Here is a 1,591-nt window from a genome sequence, read left to right on the forward strand (position 1 = left end):
TCGTATTATATAGTCATACCCATTCTTTACCTTTTCTATAGGTATAGGGTATGCTGTTGAAGATGCTGTGGATTGGTTTTGTCCCACTACCGCATAGACGGTTTCGAATAGGCTCCAACCACAGCCTCTTTGTCACAATGTTAATCAGTTAGATACCGCATGACGGTTTATGTAGAACGAGGTTACATCGGCAGAGAGTCCTGTGGATCCAATACAGCGTCAAATACTTTTAAGGAGGATCACATGTATGATCTATGTTGGTATCGATGTTGCAAAGGATAAGCATGATTGCTGCATCCTGGGATCAGAAGCCGATAATCTCTATCCGGTATTTACTATCCCGAATAACAAGGCAGGCTTTGATGAGTTGTATGAGAAGATTTTCTCAGTGACTAACGATAGAACCGAAATAAAAGTAGGTCTTGAAGCTACCGGTCACTACTCACTCAATCTTCTCGGATCGCTCATTGATAAAGGTCTGACCACCTGTGTTATCAACCCGTTACATACAAATCTTTACAGAAAAGGTCTAAGCCTTAGAAAGACGAAAACGGATAAAGTCGACGCCGGTTCGATTGCTATGATGTTGATGACTGATAAGACTCTCAAGCCCTACTCAGACACATCATATCACAGTGAAGAACTCAAGTCATTAACCCGCTACCGTTTCGATAAGGTTCAGGAACGTGCAAAGCTTAAATCTTCCGTGGCCCGTCTTGTAAACATTCTTTTCCCAGAGTTGGAAAAGCTCGTTCCCAGTCTTCATATGGCTTCTGTGTACGCCTTACTTTCTGAGTTTCCCGGTGCTTCTTACGTCGCTGAAAGTCACCTTACACATCTCAGAAATGTCCTTGAAACAGCTTCTAAGGGACGCTACGGACGAGATATGGCTGTCACCATAAGAGATGCTGCAAAAAATTCAATTGGTTCTGTTATGCCAGCAAAATCAATGGAGTTGAAACACACCATCCATTTGATCGAGGTGCTGACGGATGAGATTGATGAAATCGAAGTTTCAATCAAATCCATCATGGATACTTGCAACTCTCCGATTATGACAATCCCCGGCATTAGCTACCGTATGGGAGCCATGATTCTTGCAGAAGTTGGTGATTTCTCCAGATTCAGTAATGCTGATCAGATACTTGCATTTGCTGGGTTATCGCCATCTACATACCAGTCAGGACAGCTCGATTCCAGTTATTCTCACATGGAAAAACGAGGATCCCGTTACCTAAGGTATGCTTTGTTTAATGCCACTAAGTTCGTCTGCAAATGGGATGAAAGCTTCGGAGCCTACCTTTCAAAGAAGATAAGTGAAGGCAAGCATTACAATGTTGCTGTCGGTCATGCGGCGAAAAAGCTGATACGCACCATCTATCGGATGGAACTTACAGGCGAAGCCTACCGAAAATAAAGAGTCTTTAACTTACATCCTTTTCTTAGAGCACCTTTTCAGATGCTCTGTTTGTCATGCAGTTTTCAAGGTACTAATTGAGGCTTAAGCCTGCCTCCAGGCTATCTAAAACACCTAACGATGTTTTATTCAAAAATCTTCATTTTCTTGTTGACTTTTAATAGTTAGTCTATT

1 protein-coding gene is annotated in these 1,591 nt (G+C 42.2%); it reads left to right on the plus strand.

Going from position 1 to position 1,591, the window contains the following annotated elements:
- Positions 1-247: 247 nt before the first annotated feature.
- Positions 248-1,417, plus strand: a complete 1,170-nt coding sequence (locus BM146_RS18905; RefSeq protein ID WP_074892244.1) for an IS110 family RNA-guided transposase — start codon at positions 248-250, stop codon at positions 1,415-1,417.
- The last annotated feature ends 174 nt before the right edge of the window (positions 1,418-1,591 follow it).

The organism is Butyrivibrio proteoclasticus (genome assembly GCF_900115735.1).
In the GTDB taxonomy this organism is placed as follows: Bacteria; Bacillota; Clostridia; order Lachnospirales; family Lachnospiraceae; genus Butyrivibrio; species Butyrivibrio proteoclasticus_B.